This window comes from Amycolatopsis sp. NPDC034160 (genome assembly GCF_055575355.1).
On record NZ_JBVISU010000002.1, the window covers coordinates 1 to 19,573 of the forward strand.

At 64.3% G+C, this 19,573-nt stretch carries 14 protein-coding genes and 1 pseudogene; 8 read left to right on the plus strand and 7 right to left on the minus strand.

Features of this window, described 5'->3' with window-relative positions; translation table 11 throughout:
• Positions 1-342: 342 nt before the first annotated feature.
• Positions 343-2,358, minus strand: coding sequence for a DNA sulfur modification protein DndB (locus tag ACZ54P_RS04820; RefSeq protein WP_465460244.1), 2,016 nt, complete (start codon positions 2,356-2,358; stop codon positions 343-345).
• A 1-nt stretch (position 2,359) separates the two neighbouring features.
• On the minus strand, positions 2,360-3,052 hold the full coding sequence (locus ACZ54P_RS04825; RefSeq protein ID WP_465460245.1) for a GIY-YIG nuclease family protein: 693 nt from the start codon (positions 3,050-3,052) through the stop codon (positions 2,360-2,362).
• A gap of 170 nt (positions 3,053-3,222) precedes the next feature.
• Between ACZ54P_RS04825 and ACZ54P_RS04830 the strand changes: the two are divergent.
• Positions 3,223-3,393, plus strand: a pseudogene (locus ACZ54P_RS04830) (DNA-binding response regulator); the annotation flags it as partial.
• Between the two features lie 105 nt (positions 3,394-3,498).
• Here the strand turns inward: ACZ54P_RS04830 and ACZ54P_RS04835 are convergent.
• On the minus strand, positions 3,499-3,759 hold the full coding sequence (locus tag ACZ54P_RS04835; RefSeq protein ID WP_465460246.1) for a hypothetical protein: 261 nt from the start codon (positions 3,757-3,759) through the stop codon (positions 3,499-3,501).
• A gap of 661 nt (positions 3,760-4,420) precedes the next feature.
• Here ACZ54P_RS04835 and ACZ54P_RS04840 point away from each other — a divergent pair.
• Entirely contained in the window at positions 4,421-4,789 is a 369-nt protein-coding gene (locus tag ACZ54P_RS04840) for a hypothetical protein (RefSeq protein WP_465460247.1), read from the plus strand.
• Between the two features lie 174 nt (positions 4,790-4,963).
• Here ACZ54P_RS04840 and ACZ54P_RS04845 read toward each other — a convergent pair whose 3' ends face one another.
• Genes ACZ54P_RS04845 through ACZ54P_RS04855 form a run of 3 tightly spaced genes read right to left on the minus strand, consistent with a single transcriptional unit; the run spans position 4,964 to position 9,347 of the window.
• A complete protein-coding gene (locus ACZ54P_RS04845; protein WP_465460248.1) occupies positions 4,964-5,851 on the minus strand; it encodes a phospholipase D family protein in 888 nt (295 codons plus the stop codon).
• Positions 5,848-7,722, minus strand: a complete 1,875-nt coding sequence (locus ACZ54P_RS04850; protein WP_465460249.1) for an ATP-binding protein — start codon at positions 7,720-7,722, stop codon at positions 5,848-5,850. Before ACZ54P_RS04850 ends, ACZ54P_RS04845 begins: the two co-directional genes overlap by 4 nt.
• The gene (locus ACZ54P_RS04855) at positions 7,719-9,347 is read right to left on the minus strand and encodes a DEAD/DEAH box helicase (RefSeq protein WP_465460250.1); all 1,629 of its coding nucleotides are present in this window, start codon (positions 9,345-9,347) and stop codon (positions 7,719-7,721) included. The genes ACZ54P_RS04850 and ACZ54P_RS04855 overlap by 4 nt, the downstream gene beginning before the upstream one ends.
• Before the next feature lie 473 nt (positions 9,348-9,820).
• Here ACZ54P_RS04855 and ACZ54P_RS04860 point away from each other — a divergent pair, with 473 nt between their 5' ends.
• The 6 genes from ACZ54P_RS04860 (at position 9,821) to dcd (ending at position 17,606) form a co-directional block, all read left to right on the plus strand.
• The gene (locus ACZ54P_RS04860; RefSeq protein ID WP_465460251.1) at positions 9,821-11,005 is read left to right on the plus strand and encodes a cysteine desulfurase family protein; all 1,185 of its coding nucleotides are present in this window, start codon (positions 9,821-9,823) and stop codon (positions 11,003-11,005) included.
• Positions 11,006-11,066: 61 nt separating this feature from the next.
• A complete protein-coding gene (locus ACZ54P_RS04865) occupies positions 11,067-12,152 on the plus strand; it encodes a DUF4007 family protein (protein WP_465460252.1) in 1,086 nt (361 codons plus the stop codon).
• A complete protein-coding gene (locus ACZ54P_RS04870) occupies positions 12,149-15,721 on the plus strand; it encodes an ATP-binding protein (RefSeq protein ID WP_465460253.1) in 3,573 nt (1,190 codons plus the stop codon). Before ACZ54P_RS04865 ends, ACZ54P_RS04870 begins: the two co-directional genes overlap by 4 nt.
• Positions 15,718-16,554 (plus strand): phosphoadenosine phosphosulfate reductase domain-containing protein, encoded by an 837-nt coding sequence (locus ACZ54P_RS04875; RefSeq protein WP_465460254.1) that lies wholly within the window; start codon positions 15,718-15,720, stop codon positions 16,552-16,554. Before ACZ54P_RS04870 ends, ACZ54P_RS04875 begins: the two co-directional genes overlap by 4 nt.
• 360 nt (positions 16,555-16,914) lie before the next feature.
• The gene (locus tag ACZ54P_RS04880; protein ID WP_465460255.1) at positions 16,915-17,037 is read left to right on the plus strand and encodes a hypothetical protein; all 123 of its coding nucleotides are present in this window, start codon (positions 16,915-16,917) and stop codon (positions 17,035-17,037) included.
• Entirely contained in the window at positions 17,031-17,606 is a 576-nt protein-coding gene (dcd, locus tag ACZ54P_RS04885) for a dCTP deaminase (protein WP_465460256.1), read from the plus strand. Before ACZ54P_RS04880 ends, dcd begins: the two co-directional genes overlap by 7 nt.
• Positions 17,607-18,281: 675 nt before the next feature.
• Here dcd and ACZ54P_RS04890 read toward each other — a convergent pair.
• Positions 18,282-18,989, minus strand: coding sequence for a tyrosine-type recombinase/integrase (locus ACZ54P_RS04890; protein ID WP_465460257.1), 708 nt, complete (start codon positions 18,987-18,989; stop codon positions 18,282-18,284).
• Between the last annotated feature and the right edge of the window lie 584 nt (positions 18,990-19,573).

The window sequence follows — 19,573 nt, forward strand, 5'->3', positions numbered from 1 at the left end:
CAGTCGGCCACCGCACACCCCACGAAACCCGAACCAGCTACAGTCACCAACAAGCCGCGTGAAAACCCCGTGTCCGCCATCCGGGGGCAACTCCACCATCGTCGAGCTGTTCGACCCACGCACCGACTGGCTGGCGTTACGGCACGAACCCCAGCCCGCCGTGCTGGAAGGGGGTGATTTCCACTTCGTCGTGGTAGCACAACGGCTCACGCCAAAGATGACAGGTAGTGCGCCAACCGTGATCACGCTGAACGGCGTATGGAAACTGACCGGCCTTGCTCGTGCCCGGCGGAGAGCGGGTGCCAACTGCGATCACGTCGATCTAGGGCAGTGGGGCGGGGTCTATGACTCGGCAGCAGGGGTGGGATCAGAAGCGGGTGCGAGCAGCTTGGCGAAGTGGGCCAGTCGCCGGGCACCGTGAATCTTGATCAACTCCTCCAGTGACTCCTTGGTCGGCACCTGGCCATCCACCTTGCTCAGGCCGATCACGTACCGCCGCACACCTTTTCGGTAGGCCGAGGCGGCGGCGCGGAGCAACGGCGCGGCGCCGTCCTGCCTGCGTGAACCGAGCGCGAGTGCCTGAAGCCATCGGCGTGCCCCAACGACATGGATCTCTTCCGCCTCGGTCAGGGCGAGAGGGTCAGCGGCCAGCAACACCGTGTCACCGGATGAACTTGGCTGCAGCATCACCCTGATGTCGTCGTCCGACTGCTCCGTGCCGCCTGACTTAGCCACCGGCAGATTCAAAGTGGTGGCGAGCACCACCAACCCCATGATCGCGGTCTTCGACACCTGGGTGTAGTCAATGGTGCCGTCGGAATTCACCGCAGCGCCCGTCCACAGTACCTCTCTGGCCAACGTTTGACGGGCAAGATCGTTGAAACGGAGGATCCACGCCGCCAGTAAGTCCTCACGGCTGCCACTGTCCACATTCCACAGCGGCGCGAGGGCAGTCCGGTTGCTGTCAATCTCACGCGCCGCTAGAACGAACCCGCGCTGGAAGACCACCTGGTACGCCAGGCGATAACGTCCCTTGACCTCGGCAGCGATCCGAGATGCCAACTGAGAAGGATCATCCGCATACGCCGCCTTGTACGAGTTGCGGCCCTCGTGGCTCTGGCCCAGCCACAGTTCCTGCGTGCCCCCGAGCAGGCCCACCTCCCGGTACTTGCTCAGCAGCTCCATGTACGGAAGCCCCGCGAGCAACACCGCCGTGATGACCTTGCCGACACTGTCGCGGAAGCCGAGGCCGGCGGCCTTGACTTCGGAGTTCAACAGAGCGAACGGGGCTTCCTCCAGCTCGTCTGTCTTCAGCCGAGTATCCAGAGCATCAACGCTCCAACCCTGCACAGCCTCCAAGCCAAGCCGTGCCGTGAGTCGGTCTATCCAGGCCTTCATCGCCTCGTAATCACTGCTGGACGATGGCTGCCGGCTGTCGACGACGTCATCGACCAGCTGATGCAACACCTGCAGCGTCGTGATGGAGAATCCATCGTCGAACTTCGACCGGTTCGTCCGCACCCAATCCACCGCCGCCAGCGGGATCTGCGCCGGCCAGCTCGCCGTCGAAGGCAGCTCCTCGCTACGTAGTCCTGGGGTGATCAGCGCCCTCATACACACAGCGGTGACGCTGCGGTCGTCGAGCAAGTACTCCCGCTCGGGCGTCACCTTCACGGCGTGCTTGTTCAGATCAGTAAAAATTGACCTGCTCGCGGTCGTGATTTCCGAGGGCCCACCCGTCGGCGCCTGGAACCCCGCTCGCGGATCCAGCACCAGGATGAGCACTGGGATGCTCGTGACATGCGGCTTGAGCGTCGTCGGCTGCTCATCGTGCACAGCTTTGAGGGCCATGAACCGGTGCTGTCCGTCGATGATGATCGCCCGAACATGCTCCGGCTGCCAGCGCAGATAGCCGACGTCGGAACCCGTGAGTAGCCTCGCCACCACCGGACCGGCCTGGATCACGTCGAAACCGTCGGTGACCAGGTCCTGGGGCAATGCCACGTTCTCGTCGAACGCTTTCTTCGACCGCCCGTCCTTCTCCACCGGGACAAGCACGATCGTCAACGAGTTGAAGAACTTGATCCGCGCTGGTTGCTTCAGATACTCGGCGATCTCGGAGTTCGCGCGATCGGCGTCGACGTCGCGCTGCATCAATTCCTCGATGTTGATCGGGTCATCCGGATCGACGGCAAGTTCGCGAGCGAGATTCAGGTACTTCCGCGCCTCCTCCACCTTCATAGTGGTACAGAAGTATGGCACTTGCTCGCCGCCAATAGCGTACTCACCGCGCACAAACTGAAAGTCGCTTGTCCAGGCGGGCGCGGCGGCCCCGCCGAACTTGCTCAGCGCGGTCATGTCAGTCCATTCTCTCGTTAAATAGTGGATGGCTGGTGCGGATAACCAGTGACTCAGCGAGCTGGATCACGTTGTTCAGCTCCACCTTGCCCGGTGGGACGTACTCCTCGGAATCAGGATCGTCATCGTCCTCCATCAGAGGCGGGACGTCGTCGACAGAGCCGGTCAGGTCGTCACTGTCGTCGTCTTCGTCGGGAGCAAGTCCGTCGATCGTCACCGGGCACAGCACGACGGCACAGTCGTTCACGGACATCCCGTGCTCACGTAGCAGCCTCGAGAACTTGGATTTGTAGCCGAAGTGACTAGGAAGCCGATCGCGAAAGCTCAGTGCCTTGCCCACGTACAATGGCCTCTGGAACAGCGTCGCGCACATAAGCGACCACGACAGCTCAGCAGAGCCACCATCCAGAAGCGCGGTCAGCCGGGTCATCGTTGACGGAGAGAGAGAAGCAGGCTCGTCGTACAACTGGACCCGTCTGTAGTGGCCGAGCCTTCCGCTGTCGATCCGCTGCTCTCGAACCTGCTTGAACAGTGTGGAGATAGCTTCCACCATCGAATGGGCGCTCGTCTCGGCATGCGTCCAGTGATGGCCCAGCTGCAGAGTCCAGATGTAGATGCCCGCTGCGTTCGGCAACATGCTGCGCTTCTTCAGTTGTGTCGCGCCGTTGTATGTCAAGCCGTCGACAATCTGCACCTGGTACCGGTCGAAGATGATCTTCGTATCCTCCTGATCAGCCCAACGATGCTCGCTGAGACCCCGAACAGCATCCCCGACGACTGTCGACCACCGCAACCGGGTCGCCTGGAACCAGCGAACCTACCGCGACAACGACACATCGCCACGCCAACACTCAAGGTGCTGGTGCGCTCGGCGAGCACAAGGACGTCCTGGAGGCGGTGAAGGCAGCGCGGCCGGCTACCGGTCAAGTCGGCGTCCGCGGTGGAGCTGGTCGACGCCGTTCGCCGCACCGCGGCCGGCGCCCCGGTGTTCACCGTGGACCTAGCGGGTTGGTGCTCGGCGAGTACCGGCGCGTCTAGCCAGTACTGGCGTTTCGGATACGACCCGGCCACGGACACGACCGGCCTCGGTCCGTACGCCGTCCACGTCGCCTCTGCCATCGACGCGACGAAAGCCCTGGCCTACGCCATCGCCATGGCTGCTCGGGCTGTAGACCTACGCAACGCGGCGGAGCTGCGTTGCCGGGTGCTGGAGTGCTCGCAGACGCCGGCTTGCCACCCGGCGGCGAGGGCGATGCGTTCCGGGTATCCACGGGCGCCGACACCCGAATCTGGGTGTCCCTCGATCCCAGTGTCGGTGGCGAGCGCGGAACGCAGGCCGAACAGGTGGTCACAGCCCTCGTAGCCGCGGACCTGCAACCGTTGTCGTTCCGAGAGCCGCAATGCCGCAACCCTGCCGACCGACTCCGAGGCGGTGAGCCGCTATACGTCGCCTCGTCTGCTGCAGTTACGTGAGCGCGGTCGAAGCAGAACCCTTCCCTGCCGCACTCCCTCCAGCATGGCGACTTCCGCCGGCTCGTGTCACGTCTTCAGCATTGCACCTGGCGCGTGGTGAAGGGTGATGGGTTCGTAGACGCCACCGGTGAGCAGGTCTGCGACGGTAGGCGGCGGAGCTGTTCTGGACGTTGTTCAAAGCGCACAGGCCTGTGAGATGTCGGACCGAACCAGTAGCGCTGCGCGCCAAGTCCCGTCTGGCGCCTCGATCCTCTGGGTGAACGTAAATACCGCAGGCGACAAAATACCTCGATAACGCCGCACTGTTCGCCGGGGAAAATGTTTATCCTGTGGGCGCCACTATGTACCGGTCAATCGGTCTTAAGCGGAGGGAGTGTCTCAACGTGACGCAGAAGCTGGGTAATGAGGTACTCAATTGCCTGATGAAATTGCGTCCTAATGTTCAAGGTGTCGTGCGAACTTGGATTCTAGTCATCATGGTGTCTGGCTCCGGACGTGGTTGCCGTCTCGGCGTATCCGGGGCCCATGTATTCGAAGTACGGCGAGACACACTGATTCCTCTGGCCGCCGGCGGCGACGCGGGGATCGTATGCTGATCACAGCCGCTTGGGCTCGCGCTCGCGAGAAGTCGTTCATCATCAGCCCCCATGATCAGTTCGAGCTCGCCGTGCTCACAGCCGGTCAAATGGTGCGCCGCTGGACCAGCGTCGCCGCTGATGGCCGGGTGTTCGTGCCGATGCCCTGTCACTCCCGGCAGCACGTCACCGTGTCCGATCCTCGAGCTGCCTATCAGGCGCAATGTCGGCTGTGCGGACGTGCTTATGGCCTGGAACTAATCGATGAAAACGACGGCGGATGGGCGGCCGTGCTCACCTGCGTCGATATCGAGATCTTGCTGTCCCGAGCGCTGCGGAGCGTCGGGCGCCAGGCTGCTGACGGAGCCCGCCGTGGGCCTTAGTTCAGCTCGCTCCGAATCGGGGTCAGCTGAAATTCGGCGCTCCTCGGCCTAAGGCTTATAGTTGAGTCGCGAGCCCCAGGGCGGATGTTGATGCTCTCCGAGGTTCCCCAGTTGGATGTCTTGTTGGCGCGTCGTTTGCGCTAGTTAACGGCCTTCGTAACGATAATCGCTCGCTCATTTAAGTTCGCGGCCATGGCGGAGCTCCCATGAGCCCACCTCGGTGTAGTACCGTCCGAAGTGTTTGAGCCATGCAGCAATGTTTTCTGCGGTCCTTTTTGCCTGGCCTTCCGCGACGCTAGCTCGTTCTTCTAGGGTGTGCTGCAATTCAATGTTGCTCAGATGTTCGCCATCTAATAGCTTTCGAAGCTCGGGGATCTCATGTAGGCGATCCTGCACGAAGGTGGTGAACTGAGTCTCAGACAATCCAACGGGGACGTTGAGCAGAGCGAGGTCTTGCACAAGCCCTGTCTCGACAGCTCCCGCGAACCTCGACCGTCCACTGTAGAACGCGTAGAGGCTCTCCGGGCGCCGAGTAACTGGATACCAGAACGCCGGTGCTGACGGCGCTGGCGTGCTGTCATGTTTAAGCAACTCGGATTGCTGTCGGACAAGGGTAGCCATGGATGCGGTGGCCGGAACGGCAACCTTCTTCAACTCCTCTAGAGCTCGTCGGACCTCCGGATGGGACGCAGGTACTTCGACTAACAACTCGATGTTGGCGTCTGGCGCAAGACCTGTCGCCTTCCCGGTCAGATTGGCTGAGCCAATCAGGCAGAGATCGTCAGCGCCGTAGATCTTGGCGTGGAGGGACGGACACAGAGCGATGTGCACACGTGGGTCCTCGTTGGCGATGTCCAAGATCTCCGGGTCAGAGACTCCGGCCGCTACCTCGGCCGGAGCCCAGCGAGTTACGCAGTCGATACGTTCCACCGACTTAGGAATGACGGCCAGAAGTTTCTCGAAGACCGCCTTCTTTACGAAAGGTGCGACGAGGGTCGTCGTAGCTTTGGCGCTCCGCGCCAGTACTTCTATCTGACGCCAGACGTGGCCTGCTTCGATCACTCGTCGTCCTCGCCGTCGATGAAGTCGCGGGCGTAGCGACCCCAGTCGCGGCGGGCATCGGCGATCTTCTCGCGTTGCTTGTCGTGGGGGATCTCGTCCTCCATACGAGCCCAGGAGAACAGGAGAAGCTTGAAGGTATCGGCCGCGCGGCGCAGCCGATCCCGTAGTTGATCTTCGTTTGTGTCCTCGGGGACTTCCTCAAGGACAGCGAGCAGCTCGTCGTGGAGCGGATGTTTGTTGTTGAAGATCACTTGGAGCATGCCGGCCATGAGGTCGATGCTGAAGAAGGCAGGTGTGTCCTGGTAGCTGGAGATCCACCGCACGCGCCAATCCTTTTCCAGGGCCTCGTCGACCAAGGACTGTGCAGTATCCTCATCGAGGTGGTGGCGCTGGGTGAGGGCGTCCACCTGTTCCCGGCGCTTGTCCTGCTCGGTGGCGCCGTCCTCCATCTGGTCGGTCTTGCCGGTGTGACCTTCGTCCCGCCTGCGGTTGACTGCGTCTGTTGCCTTCGACGTGACCTCGTCTTCGTGGCGTTTCTTGCTCTTGCGGGTGCCCACGGTTTGCTGTTTGAGCTGACGCCGTATCGCGCGCAGAAGCTTGGTCTCGAGGTAGAGGGCGAGGTCGAACAGCTTGAGGCGGGAGTCGCCGAGTTCGGCGAGGCGATCTTTGAATGCTTTGAATGTCTCATCAGCCTCCGCTTCAGCCTGCCAGTCGAAGTGAGCGAGCGATGAGAAGATGGTGGCGGTTTGCTTGTTGTTCGTGACGCCGAAGACCTCATCGAGCGCCGGTGGAAAGTCGACCTCGATTCCCCACCACCGCTCCACGGGGTCGTACCCGATCGCCCAGCTCGAGTCCAAGTCGAGTTCACGTCCGTGCCGGACCAGCGAGACGCCGATGTTGCGGCTCGCATGCTTGCCCCAGGGGTGATTACCGGCGTCCTTGTTGGGGTTCGCGCCGTTGGGCCACGGGTGGTCGGGGACGTCGTGCCGTCGCGCCTCGGGTCGCGCGATGGAGGCACGTACCTTGATCTTGTGCTCAACATCATCAATGGTGATCGGAAAGTGCATGACGCCAGGCTCGTTCTCGTTGCCCATGTTGAAGGGCTCGAACATCGGCTTGTCGCCGAACGGTGCTGGCGTGCAGGTCGGCTGCATCATGTAGAGGGGGTCGTTGGGTTTGGCGTAGTACACGCCATCGACGACCTTGCCATCCCGGACCGGGGCCATCCTGATGTCGACCTTGCCCTCGTTGAGGAAGTGGCGGTAGACGCGGCCGATGAGTTCGGACGTGTTCTTCAGGGTCGCCGCGGCCCCGTACCAGTTCACGCGATCAAGGGTTCTCCATACGACGAGGGTTCCGGTGTCGTCGAGGCCTTCGCTGAGGTCGCGCCAGTAGGCAGGGACTCCACCCTGAATGTGCTCCGGAGCGGGTACCTCATCGCGTCCGTTGTCGATCTCGTCAAGATCGAGGTAGGTGTACAGGGCATTGCCTGGCCCATTGGTCCACGACCAGACCTCGACCTTGGTGCACTGTGACATGCTCGAGTTGGGCAGGCCCATGCCGAAGCGCCCGATGCGCTTGCGGTCGTCACCGAGGCCGTCACCATATTTGAGGGCACGGCGCAGTGTCTCGAAGTCCATACCCTTGCCGTTGTCAAGCACGGCGATGGTTTCAACCCTCTGCCTTGTGCGGGTTGCTACCTGCACGGGGCTCTCGCAAGCGAAGACTTCCACCAGCGTGGCGTCGGCATCGATACTGTTGTCGATCAGCTCAGCGAGCGCGTACGCGGTGTTCTTGTAGCCGCTGTCACGCATGGCCTTGACCGTCAGAGCAGGGCTAACAATCCGGTACTTGCTGTCGTCGACAGTCACGCGGTCTCCCATACGTCTTCCCAGTTGGTGAACGCTTCAGCCACGTCGCCGAACCCCGGCAGCTCTGGGTCCACGACTGTGACGATCTCGCAGGTGGCGGTTCCGCCGGCCTTGGGCCCGCGGATGACCCGGCCGACCATCTGACTGTAGAGAACCAGCGACTTGGTCGGGCGGGCAATGACGGCGGCGCTAGCGGCGGGGGCGTCGAAGCCGGTCGTCAAGACCCCGAAGTTGCACAGAATCATCGGGCGACGACCGCCGCCCTTGAAACGGGTAATAGCTTGATTCCGGTGTCGAGCAGAAGACTCGCCAGTGACGAACTCGGCGTCGACGCCTACAGACGACAGAACGGCAGCGATGAGGCGGCAGTGGTCGACGGAGGCGGCGAATACCAGGATCCGGCGATGCTGCTGTTCGAGCAGCTCCATGATCGTCTGGATGACCTTGAGGTTCCATTGCTCGTCTCGTGCGAGCTCTTCCACGATGCTCGTCGGGATGTCAAACGAGCGGGCCAGCAGCAGGCGATCGCGAGCGGACAGGTATAGCCCCGCTTCTGAAGCCACAGTTCTCATGGTTGGCTTGGCCAGGTAGCCCTGTTCAATCAGAGCAGTCACCGGGTTGCTGTACCCCTCGATCTCCAGCATCACCTTCTGCCGCGAGAAGAAGTCCGACAGTCGCTCGTCCTGAGCGATGTCCGCCCAGGTTCGTCCTGGTGTGGCCGTCAACCCAAGCAGGCTGGCGTCGGGGCGGATGGTGAGGGCATCGACGACTCGTTGGAATGTCGGGGCGATGATTTGATGTGCCTCGTCGAAAACAGTCAGACTGCTGCGCGCGGAGAGCGTATGAAGGAATTTCGTCTTGGACTTTGCTGTCGAGACGGCTTTCTCGAGACCGAGGACAACCATGCCATCGTTAGCACCGTCAAGGTCCGTCGGTGCGTTGCCCCACATTCGCACCACCGACACGGAGCGGTCGCCTAGCTGTGACCAGGCGCGTTCGAACTCTGTCGCGGCCTGTTCCAGCAGCTCCTGACCGTGCGCGAGCCATACGACCAGGGTGGGCTCGTACGTGCGGAGGTGATCACAGATCAGGTTCATACCGGTGCGCGTCTTGCCTACGCCGGTCGGGAGGTGGAGTACCGCGCGGCGCGGTCCGTCGTAGATCAGTTCCTTGACCTGCGCCGCAGCGCGCCGCTGATGCGGGAACAGGGCATACAGCGGCTCGCAGTCCCTCCGGAACGCCGGCGGCTGCGCGGGGGCCCTATCGACCGTGAAGCCCAAGAACTCCAGCAACTCACTTCGCTGGTCAGCTGTCCAGCTCAGACTGGCCAGAACATCTAGGGGGACCCGCCCAGTGACGTCCACGTCCAGCCGCTGAGCCAGCTCGGATTGCTTGGCGGTTGGGAGGAGAACGAGCAACCCCGACCGCTCGGCCTCGTCCGATACGAGTTTCTCGGCCTCGATGACTACGAGGGCAACAGCGCGCAGGCGTCCGTCCGACGCGCTCCCGCCGTCGACGAGGTCAAGCAAGGCGCACAAATCCTTGCCGAGTCGCTCGCGAATGTAGGACATCGGCGCGCTGCTCAGGACGTCGCGGAAGGAGATGCCAGGCGACCAGTCGGTCACGTGCCCACCGCCTCATCGGGAGCCACGCCGAAGCACTGGTCACCAGAGAAACGATCAACTATCAAGCCGGGAAGTCCCTCCTCGTGGAGCAGCGGGCTGAGCAACCTACTGTCGATGTCGCTGAGGAGCTGCTCCGCCGTTACAGTGCGCGAACACTTTAAACCCTCCCACCGACAATTCGAGTCAGGTTGCCTATATCTGAAGGTTGGTAGCCTTGACCAGCGGAGTCCTACTCGCCGTGGGAGAGCATGCCCCTGAGCGGCTCGATACCAGATCTCGCATATCGAACGCGCGGGCGATAGGTGAGGCTGATGTGCTGACCCATCGAGACCTGTCAGCGTCCCGTCCCTCGAATCTGAGGCCGACTCTACTGCCTGAGTGTTCGCTACTCCTGGATGACCTGACGGCGCGGCGCTTGGACGCCTCCAGGAGTGACGCGGTAGGGTTTGCTTACGGCAGCGGAGGGAGTCGCATTGGAGATCGGTCTCACTGTCAGTGATAGCCCTGGTGGTGCGGTGTACCTCGACTACAACGCCACCGCGCCGCTGCGCCCCGAGGCGATGGTCGCCATGGTTGCTGTGCTGAACACCGTCGGCAACGCCTCAAGTCAGCATGCCTATGGGCAAGCCGCTGCCAGCCACGTCGAGAGCGCCCGCCGGAGGGTCGCCGATCTCCTGGGATGCTCGCCGGGGGAGCTGGTGTTCACCGCGGGCGCAACTGAAGCCAACAACCTTGCCCTGTACGCCGCCCCGCAGGGAGGCCGGATCCTCGTCGGTGCTACCGAGCACCCGGCAGTTTTGGAAGCCGCCCGCGCCCACGCTCCCGGGGCCGTGACGATGGTTCCCGTAACGCTAGACGGGGTGGTCGACCTGACCGCTTTGTCCGATGCCCTCTGCGAGGGCGGTGTCGATGTCGTGTCGGTTATGGCAGCCAACAATGAGACTGGGGTCCTGTCTGACTTGCCGCGCGTGATCGAGCTTGCCCACGCCGCCGGGGCCGTCGTACACACGGACGCCACACAGCTGGTGGGCAAGCTTCCGGTGGACCTCGCCGAGTTGGACGTTGACCTCTTGTCGCTGTCGGCACACAAGTTCGGCGGCCCGCAAGGAGTCGGCGCACTGTTCGTCCGGAGGTCTCTGCGGCTTGCCACCCGCCCACTGCTGCACGGTGGCGGCCACGAGAAGGGCTGGCGGGCAGGTACCACCAATGTGGCGGGCATCGTAGGCATGGGCGCTGCCGCCCTGGCGGCCGACACCGGGCTCAACGTGGAGGCGCCGCGAGTGCAGGCGTTGCGTGACAAGCTGGAGCGAAGCCTGCTCGACTCGGTGCCGGGAAGCTGGCGCAATGGCTCACCGGAGCACCGACTTCCAGGCGTCACCAGCATTACCTTCCCCGGCGCCCCGGCCGACGCGGTCGTCGCGGCCATGCCTACCGTGGCTGCCTCGGACGGTAGCGCCTGCCATTCCGGAGCGCTGGGCCCAAGCCACGTGCTGCTGGCCATGGGCATGAGCCGGCTGGACGCCGAGTCGACTATTCGATTCTCTCTCGGTCACGCCACCACCGACGCCGATATCGACCACGCGATCCAGGCGGTGCCCGACGCCGTACTCCGGGTCCGGGCCGCGCTTGGCAATGCAAGCAAACGCGTGCCCGCCTGACCCCCGAGCTGCGACCACCACCTCCCGCAACGACGTCTTGACTGATAGAGGCATTTCAACGATGGCAACAACACCCCTGGCGCTAGCAGCCCGGCCAGCCTTCGCTCGGCACGAGACCTTCGCCCCCCGCTTCGGCTGGTTGCACAAAGCCTACTTGCAGGTGTCGGAGAACAACGACGTGTTCCTGCGCGACGACGCCACAGTCACCCTCGGGGTCGGCAAGAACATGGTCAACGCGATCCGCTATTGGTCGGCGGCGTTCAAGCTGACGGTCGAGTACCCCAAAAGCGGTAACTCGCGCGCCTTCGCAGCCGCCCCAACCTGGGAGGCAAGGTGGCTGCTCGACGAGAACGGCGCCGACCCCTACTTGGAGGACCCGGCGAGCTTGTGGCTGCTGCACTGGTGGCTGCTGTCGCCGACCTGCGCCACCCCAGCCTGGTGGACCGCCTTCCACTTGCTCCCGTCCGCAAGGTTCACCGAGCCGGAGCTGACCGAACTCATCGAGCGGCACGTACGCCTGGCCGGCTGGGACGGCGCGGTACGCGCCTCGGTCGAGAAAGACGTCGACTGCATGACCAAGATGTACGCACCCCGCAAGGGCTCCGCGGCATCGAAGAAGCAAGTCGAGACCGCCGGCAGCTTCGAGGACGTACTGGACTGCCCGTTCAGGGAACTCGGGTTGCTCGAATCGGTAGACCCCGGCCACAAAGCCCCGAGGACATGGCGGTTCACCAGCACCGCGCGAACCTCCCTGCCTCCCGCCGTGGTCGCTTATGCCTGCCTGGACTACGCCGCACAGATGGACTCCGGCGCGGGCTCGATCGCGATAGCACGGCTGGCCAACGAGCCTGGCGGCCCAGGGCGCGCCTTCCGTATCCGCGAACCCGAGCTGGCGCAAAGCCTGGAGACGGTGTGCGACCAGCATCCTGAGCTCGCTATCAGCGAAGCGGTGGGCCAGCGCGCGCTGGTGTTCCACCGCAACCCCAAGGAGCTCGCGTGGGATGTTCTCGACGAGCACTACGGGCGGGTCCGCGACCGCGGATGCCCGACCCGCGAAGAGTGGCTGGACAAGTACCCACAGCTGGCCACCAAACCAGCGAAGCGGGCCGCTGCAGCTGAGATCGCGATGCTCGAGGAGGCAGTGTGAGCGCCGCAGCGGTGAAGACCAAGGTTAGTGGCAAGGCAGCCCGGACGCCGGGCGTGCCCGCCGGGATTGCTGTGGTCGGGTCCAAGCTGCGGTCGACCAATCTCGAGCGCGATGTCCACGGTGACGATCTGCTGCCGCCGCTGTATATCGGCGCCCGCATCCAGGACGCTCTCGACCGGCTCGCCGGCGCGCTGGAAGATTCCGCTCGCACCCGCGCGTGGTCGCTGACCGGCCCTTATGGTTCGGGAAAGTCGACACTTGCCCTCCTGATGACTGCCCTGCTGGCCGCCGACAACTCCCGGCGACGCCACGCGGACGAGACCGTCGCCGAGTACAACCCCGATCTGGCGGAGCGCCTAGGGGCGGCCCGCGAGCAGGCCGCCCCTGAAGGGTTCCTGATCGCCGTGGCCACTGCCCGCCGCGAGCCGCTGACCACCACCCTCCGGCATGCCCTGCGGCAGGCGACAGACCGGCACTGGCCCGACGGGAAAGCACCCAAGGACGTCACCGTTGCCATTAAGGCACTGACGAAACCAAGCAGCGGGCCAGCCGAGCTATTGGCCGCTGCAGTGGCGTTGTGTGCCCACAGCCCTGTCCTGCTGATCATCGACGAGTTCGGCAAGACGCTCGAATACCTGGCTGCCTCTGACGACGACCAGAGCGCCGACGACCTGTTTTTGCTGCAAGAGCTCGCCGAGAAAAGCGCGGGCAAGAAAGGCTTGCCGCTCTACCTGGTCACCCTCCAGCACCTGTCGTTCCTCGACTACGCCTCCCGATCGGCGACACTGCAGAAACGCGAGTGGGCCAAAGTCCAGGGCCGGTTCGAGGACATCACCTTCACCACCCACATCGGCGATGCCCTCCAGCTCTTGCGACGCAGCCTGGACCACAGTGCCGTCACCGCGGCAGGCCGGAAGCTGCTCACCGAGCACCACACAGCGTCGGCCCAGGCCTGGTCGGAACACGGCCTCGACGGCGTCGTCGCACCCGACGAGACCTTGTTCGCCGACCTGTATCCCCTGCACCCGCTCACCGCTGTGGCGGCGCCGCTGCTGGCATCTCAGGTCGGACAGCACGACCGGAGTGTCAGCGGCTTCCTGGGCGGCGACGAACCCAACAGCGTTGCCCGCTTCCTCGCCACTCACTCTCGCGCCAAAGACGCCCGCGCGTCGACGATCCAGCTGCCACAGCTCTACGACTACTTTCTGGCCTCGGGCCGCACAACGATCTTGGTCTCCGCCAACGCCAGCCGCTGGATCGAGATCGACAGCAGGATCAGTGAGGCGCACGGGCTGTCGGAGACCGAGCTGCGCATCCTCAAGACCGTCGGGCTACTCAACCTGGTCGACTCCTCGGGGGCCCTGCGGGCCAGCGCCCACATGGTGCTGTTCGCGTTGACCGACCCCGCCTGCCAGGACGGCCAGGAGTCTGCCGAGGCGTTACATGCGACCCTGAAAGACCTGCAGGAGCGCGGTTTCCTGGTCTACCGGGAGTTCAGCGATGAGTACCGGGTATGGCAGGGCACTGACGTGGACCTGCAGGCACGCATCGACGAGATCTGGGAGCGGTGCGACGACCACGCCGTCGTCGGCGTGCTCAGGCGGCACCTGCCTGAAGCGATCGTGGCTGGCCGCCACAGCCAGCGCACCGGCATGCTGCGGCACTTCGTCACCAACGTCAGTGAGCCCACCACGGGACGCATTGAGGGGCCCGAGCTCGGCGGGGCAGCCGACGGCCTGATGCTGTTCCACCTCGGCGGCGAGGACGACCTGCCCACCGTACGGACGTCGCTGCCGGTCGTGGCCGGAGTCACCAAGCAAGCCCCAGCCGTCCTCGACGCCGGCCGCTTGCTCTTCTGCCTGGAGACACTGCGCGAGGACGACACACTCGACGCGGTCGCCCGCAGGGAAGTCGGCGAGCGGATCAGCCAGGCCGCCGCCGAACTCGCGACCGTCCTCGCCGAGGCGTTCTCCCCCGTCCAAGCCGACACACGCTGGCTACTCACTCAGGCCAATGGCCGCACGTCGGCTGACGACGAGGAACCCTTGCAGGCTCGCAGCCTGTCCGGAATCGTCTCGGCCGCCTGCGAGAGCGCATACCCGCAGACCCCGCATGTGCGTAACGAGATGATCGGCCGACACACCTTGACCAGCCAAGCGGCCAAGGCACGCCGCGAGCTGCTCACCGCCATGATCGAGCACCCATACGAGCGGTACCTCGGCATCGAGGGATTCGGCCCGGAGCGGGCGATGTACGGCGGCGTGGTGGAGTACATGGGACTGCACGCCCTCACTGATCACAGCCATGGCGATCACAGCGGAGGACTAGTTCCATTCGGCTACGTCGAACCTGGGAAGGACAAACCGGTCTACCCAGCCTGGGAGGCGCTCAGCGACGCGTTCACCAACGCGAGCAAGCAAACCTCGCTGGACGAGATCTCCAAACTGCTGATGGCCGCCCCCTACGGGGCCAAGGCCGGTATCGTTCCCATTCTCCTTGTGGCCGCCTTGCTGCTGCGCTCGGAGGACGTGGCGCTGTTCGAGGAAGGCAACTATCGGACACGGCTGACCGCCGACGCGATGGAACGCCTGCTGAAGGCCCCCAGCCGGTTCACGGTAAAAGCAGCGCCCACCAGCAGAGGTCAGCGCAGGCTAGTCCTCGACCTGTTGTCCGAAGCCCTCGGTACCGACGACGCCCGGCCGGCCCGAACCGTGCGGAACCCCCGGGTACTCACTGTCACACAAGCACTGCTGGACAAGGTCCGGGTGCTGTCGCCGTACGCACGCCGCACCCAGCGCATCAGTGCCGATGCCCAAGCGGTGCGCACCGTGCTGACCACCTCCGGCGACCCGGTGGACCTCGTGTTCAGCGCGCTGCCACAAGCTCTTGGCCAGGCCCAGGTAACCGCTGGCGCCCGCCGTAACGAGGACTCGGCGCGAGCTTATGTCCGCAAGCTCGCCGATGCTCTCGACGAGATCTCCTCGGCCAGCGCCGTCCTTCGTGACAACGTGGTCGCTGCGATCGCCGAGGCGTTTCGGCTTCCTACGGAGATAAAAGAGCTGCGTCGCGAGCTCCGTGACCGCGCCCGCGGATTCGGCAACGCCACTCTGGAGTCCCAACTGCGCGGCCTGGTGACCATTGCTATCAATGAGACGCTCACGGACGAGGACTGGCTGGACCCGCTCGTTGTGCGCATCAACGGGGTACCGCTCAACGACTGGACGGACACCGACGCCGAGGCATTCGGTCGGCGCGCCAAACAGCTCGCCCTAGCCCTCGACCGCGTCAGTCACTTCTACGAAAACCATGAGGAGGGCGACAGTGGGGACGAGGGGTATCAAGCGCAACTAGTCACAGTTACTACCCCTGAGGGCACCGAGACTCGTACACTTGTTCGAACGTCGGCGACCTCGCGGGCCGACGCAGCAACCTTGGCCCGCGAGGTGCTGAAGCGGGCGCGCGCCGAGCTTGGCCCTGATGGGGGGCGCATCCTCCTCGCCGCCCTCACTGAGCAGTTGCTGACCGCCGACACCGACAATGCGCCACTCGATCTGATGGGAGCCTCATGACTGACACGGCGCGAGAGGGCGACACAGTGCGCCACGTCCTCGGCATCTCCGGCGGAAAAGATTCCTCCGCGCTCGCTGTCTACCTGCGTGACCGAGTGCCCGAGATGGAGTACTTCTTCTGCGACACCGGTGCGGAGCTGCCGGAAACCTACGAGTACCTCAGCCGGCTTGAGGGCGTGCTTGGCAAGCCGATCGCCAGGCTGAACGCCTCCCGCGACTTCGACCACTGGCTTGAGGTCTACCAAGGCACCCTGCCCAGCCCCAACATGCGCTGGTGCACCAAGAACCTGAAGATCAAGCCGCTGGAGGAGTGGATCGGCGACGACCAGGCCATCTCGTACGTAGCCATCCGCTCCGACGAGAACCGACTCGGTTACGTCAGCACCAAGCCCAACATCACTGCGGTATTCCCGTTCCGCGAGGATGGCATCGACCGCGAAGGCGTCAACCGCATACTCGACGAGGCTGGCATCGGTCTGCCTGCCTACTACGAGTGGCGCACCCGCTCAGGCTGCTACTTCTGCTTCTTCCAGCGCAAACACGAATGGGTCGGGCTCGCCGACAGGCATCCCGACCTCTTCAAGAAGGCCATCGAGTATGAGGACAAGGTTCGCTACCAGGCCACCGCGATGCAAGGTCGCGCCTACACGTGGTCTCAAGGCGAATCGTTGCCTGAGCTGCTCAATCGCCGGGAAGAGATTGAAGAGCGTCACCAGACCGCGATGGAGCGCGCCGCACGCAGGACCAAACCGAATCGCCCCCTCCTCGAGGTGCTGACTGACGCCCTTGACGAGGACAACGACGAGGCTGGGTGCTCCGTCTGTCACCTGTGACAGTAAGTCGGCTGTTGCGGGTCATGACGTTGGTGATGACTGAGAGGTCGGAGATGAGGGGACGGGTCCTTCGGTGACAGGATGAGAAGTGTGCCCATTTCGTCCTTCCTGAGCAGAAAGACCTGTCCGTGCCGCTTGTGGGAGGGGGGCGGCGGACAAGATGCCCCGAGGCCCGTGGTGGGACGTGTGTTGAACGTCGGTTCCGATGGCGACCAGTGCCGCTGACAACCAGTACGTCGTCTGCGACTACCTGGCCTTGACGGCCAGGTGGTCGACGTCGCCGTAGACGTCGAGTCATAAGGAGCCGCCGACCCGCTGAGCCACGAACTGTCGTACCGTCGTTCGGAGGAGTCGACGGGCGTGCGGTTCGACCAGCACGTCGGCGGTGGGGTGGGCCGCCTCGTGGACCGGATCCGCGCGGACTCCGACCACCTTGACGACCCGCGTGCGTTGCGCGCCGGATGGCTGGAGGCGCAGTGCTGACCGACCGGGAGATCGACGCCGCCGTGCACGCAGGAGAGGTTGTGATCCGCCCTTTCGACTTCGCACGATCACGCCCCGCAAGCTATCTGCTGCGGCTCGGTAACAGATTTATGCGCGCCTCGAGCGAAGGCGGTCCCATCGATCCGTTCTTCGAAGCGGACGTCAACGGTGCTGTCGGTGACGCGTTCGATGCACAGGCCCTTCGATTGGAGCCAGGTGACTTCGTCCTCGGCGCGACGGCAGAGGAGATCGGTCTGCCACCGTGGTTCGCGGGGCGGATCACCGGCATGTCGCACCTGGGCAGGCTTGGACTGACTGTGCACGTCACCGCGGACACAATCAACCCAGGCTTCGGATATGACGCCCCGACCGCGATCACCCTGGAGTTAGTGAACCACCATCCCCGGCCGCTAATCCTCCGGGCCGGGATGCCAATCTGCCACCTCCAACTCCACCGCCTCGCTGCAGAACCCGCACGGGCCTACCACAAGTCGGCGGTGCAGTACTCGGGGCCGAACCAGCCGACGGCGAGCCGTTACTGGGCCGAGTTCGGCGATGTTGTGCCGTGACCGACCGCACGAGCAATTTGACGATCCTCGGCGTAGGGGTGGCGACGCTGTGCTTGGTCCTCGTGGCCGCGCGCGCCGCTGTGCACGTCGCCCTTTTCACCATAAGCAGGATCGGAGGTCGCTCTGCCGCACGTAGCCCAGGGGGGCTGCGCAGCAGTGCCTGTCGGCGCGGGGAGATCCATCTGACCGTTGACACATCCTGCGAGAGGTAACGTCGGCCACGGACCGAGATTGTGAACGAGGCGCAACCGCAGGTCATGCCGTATCCGTAGCCCCGTTGAGCACAGCAGGACGAATGGAGACATAACGGAGCCCAGATCGGCCGTTCACGCAAGCAAATACGATCTTGAAGTCGGAGAAATAGCAGGTAAGAGCCCTTGTAGGCCGACACAGATTCAAGATCACCGCAGTCGAACCCGCTAGCTTTTAATCCGCAGGTTCTGGGTTCGAGCCCCAGGCGGCCCACCACATCAACATCCCCGCTGGCCAGTGGGGATGTTGTCGTCTGTGGATCTTGCTTGCTTCGCGACGATCTTGCGTGGGCTCGCGGTGGGCTCTCTCGGTGCTCTGTGCAGGCAAATCGCTGCAGCACTGGCGTATCGATGTGTTCCAGGGCGTGCTTCGCCGTCGCGGGTTTGCGCCCTTTCTCGGTCGGCTTTGTGGGTCTGCGAGGTCTCAGGCAGCGGCCTTCGTGTGGTGGGTCCGTCTGCCGGCGGTCACTGGGCGGCGCAGGGGCGGACGACGACGGTGTGGCATCCGTAGGCGTGTGCCCGTGGCGCAAGCGGCGTCGAGGATGAGACGGGCGGTGGCTTCTGCCGAATCGCGGGCCAGGTTCGGCAGCACGCTGACGTAGGTGTCAGCGGTGAGCACGATGTTGCTGTGCCCGAGCAGGTGTTGCACGGTTTTGAGGTCGGCGCCTGCGGCGAGGGACAGGCTGGCTGCGCCATGACGTAGGTCGTACAGCCGGACCGGCGGCAGCCGCTCTTGGGCTTGCCGATCTCGATGGCCGCGGCGCAGACCGAGCAACGCCAGCAGGTGGAACAGGGGGTAGAGCCGGTGGCCGCGGATCTTCCGTAGGAAAGTCGCGGTCTGGGCGGCGGTCCACACCGCGACTCTCGGTCGGTCCCCGGTCGCGCGCCACAAGGCGACCCGCGGCGGCGTCCACACCACCGCGTGCGGCCGCCTCTGCCGAGGGAGCTCGACGAAGCGAGCTGGATTGCGGTCGATCAGCCCGCGCCGCACCGCCGCGTTGAGTGCCGCGCGCAACGTGGCGTGGATTCGTTGCAGCGTCCCCGCGGCCACCGGGCGCCCTGCTGCGCCGTGGGTCCGGATGATTCCATTGAACGTCGCCTGCACCTGCGCGTTGGTCAGCTCGCCCAGCAAGCGGTCGCCCAGGTATGGGATCAGGTACCCGCGGATGTGCTGGCGGTAGCTATGCAGCGTCGACGCGCCTGGCCCGACCCGGGTCCAGCCAGAGCAGCAGCCACTGCTCGACCGTGATGGCCGCGGTCGACAAGTCTCTCCCGCCCGAATCGAACAGGCAGGCGTGGGCCTGGCGAGCCGCCAGCTGCGACGAGAACCCGCCGCGGCGGATCTGTCGCCTCCGCCCGTCCGGCCACGGCGGCATCTCCACCCTGAAGTACCAGCTCCCGTGCCCCCGCACCGCCAACCCTCGACACCGGCTACCCAGCAACCGCCCCGCACTGTCCCGACAACCGCACCGCTTGTACACGCCAGCGATCTTCATGGCACACCGCCCATTCCTCCGGACGTGCTCAGCGCGCGCCGTCGGCGTGCTGTTGCGGAATCCCCGATGAGGACGCCGCAAGACGCCCCGCCAACGGTCATCGAGTCGACGCGTTCGTTGGTCTCCGTGGTGTCCGTGCGCGCACCGTCTCAGCGAGCCCATCTTGGCGCTCGGACGGCTGACGTGCGCACGTCGCGACGCAAGCAGGCGAGCGAAAAGA

Excerpts from the sequence above, each read along its gene's own strand:
- ACZ54P_RS04875 (WP_465460254.1), top strand. The coding sequence starts at position 15,718 with ATGACTGACACGGCGCGAGAGGGCGACACAGTGCGCCACGTCCTCGGC.
- ACZ54P_RS04820 (WP_465460244.1), bottom strand. The coding sequence starts at position 2,358 with ATGACCGCGCTGAGCAAGTTCGGCGGGGCCGCCGCGCCCGCCTGGACA.
- ACZ54P_RS04865 (WP_465460252.1), top strand. The coding sequence starts at position 11,067 with ATGGCAACAACACCCCTGGCGCTAGCAGCCCGGCCAGCCTTCGCTCGG.
- ACZ54P_RS04840 (WP_465460247.1), top strand. The coding sequence starts at position 4,421 with ATGCTGATCACAGCCGCTTGGGCTCGCGCTCGCGAGAAGTCGTTCATC.